The organism is Pseudomonas edaphica (assembly GCF_005863185.1).
Classification (GTDB): Bacteria; Pseudomonadota; Gammaproteobacteria; order Pseudomonadales; family Pseudomonadaceae; genus Aquipseudomonas; species Aquipseudomonas edaphica.
Genome location: NZ_VBVZ01001114.1, coordinates 1 through 644, shown reverse-complemented (window position 1 = coordinate 644; position 644 = coordinate 1). Strand labels below are relative to the sequence as shown.

1 protein-coding gene is annotated in these 644 nt (G+C 56.5%); it reads left to right on the top strand.

What is annotated here, in order from left to right; translation table 11 throughout:
* Positions 1 to 197: 197 nt before the first annotated feature.
* Positions 198 to 644 (top strand): hypothetical protein (locus FEM54_RS33590; RefSeq protein WP_138454400.1); only part of this gene is annotated, 447 nt, incomplete at its 3' end.

The following is a 644-nucleotide window of genomic DNA, read 5'->3' as shown; positions in this document are numbered from 1 at the left end:
GTCGGCGGTTCGATTCCGTCTCTGGGCACCACTAATACCGAAAAACCCCAAGCGAAGATGATTCCTTGGGGTTTTTTATTGCCTGCGATTTAGTGGCCGCGGGCCAATGCCCCGCCCGATTCACACCCGAGGGTTATTTATCCCGCTGCTCGATCGTTTAGCTGTTACTGAATTTTCTGTTGCAAGGTAGTTATTTGATGAACCGGTACTTGATCTGCGCGCTGTTGCTGCTGACGGCGTTGCTCAGTGGCTGCGCCACACAAATGGATGTCTCGATCAACGCAACCCCCGATCCGGACTATCACTTTGATCGACAGGCGCTGGTGCTGGTGACCACATCAGTGGGCGGCAGCGCGCAAAACACGCTCAATGCCCGCTATTACCTGCGGGACATGGTCAGCGCCATGAAGGACCAGGGCTTTCGCGAGGTGTACACCGATGCCAGCCTGCCCAAGAACCATGGGCCAATCAAAATGACCATCATCCTGGACGTCGACAGCAAGCAGGTCACTTACCGCTATACCGCCACCGATTACGGCCAGGTGCCCACCAGCACCACCACCGAGTGCAAGAAGAACAAAAAGAAAGCCGACCAGCTGACCTGCACCAGCAAGCCGAACACCACCTACGGCCCGGTGGGCACC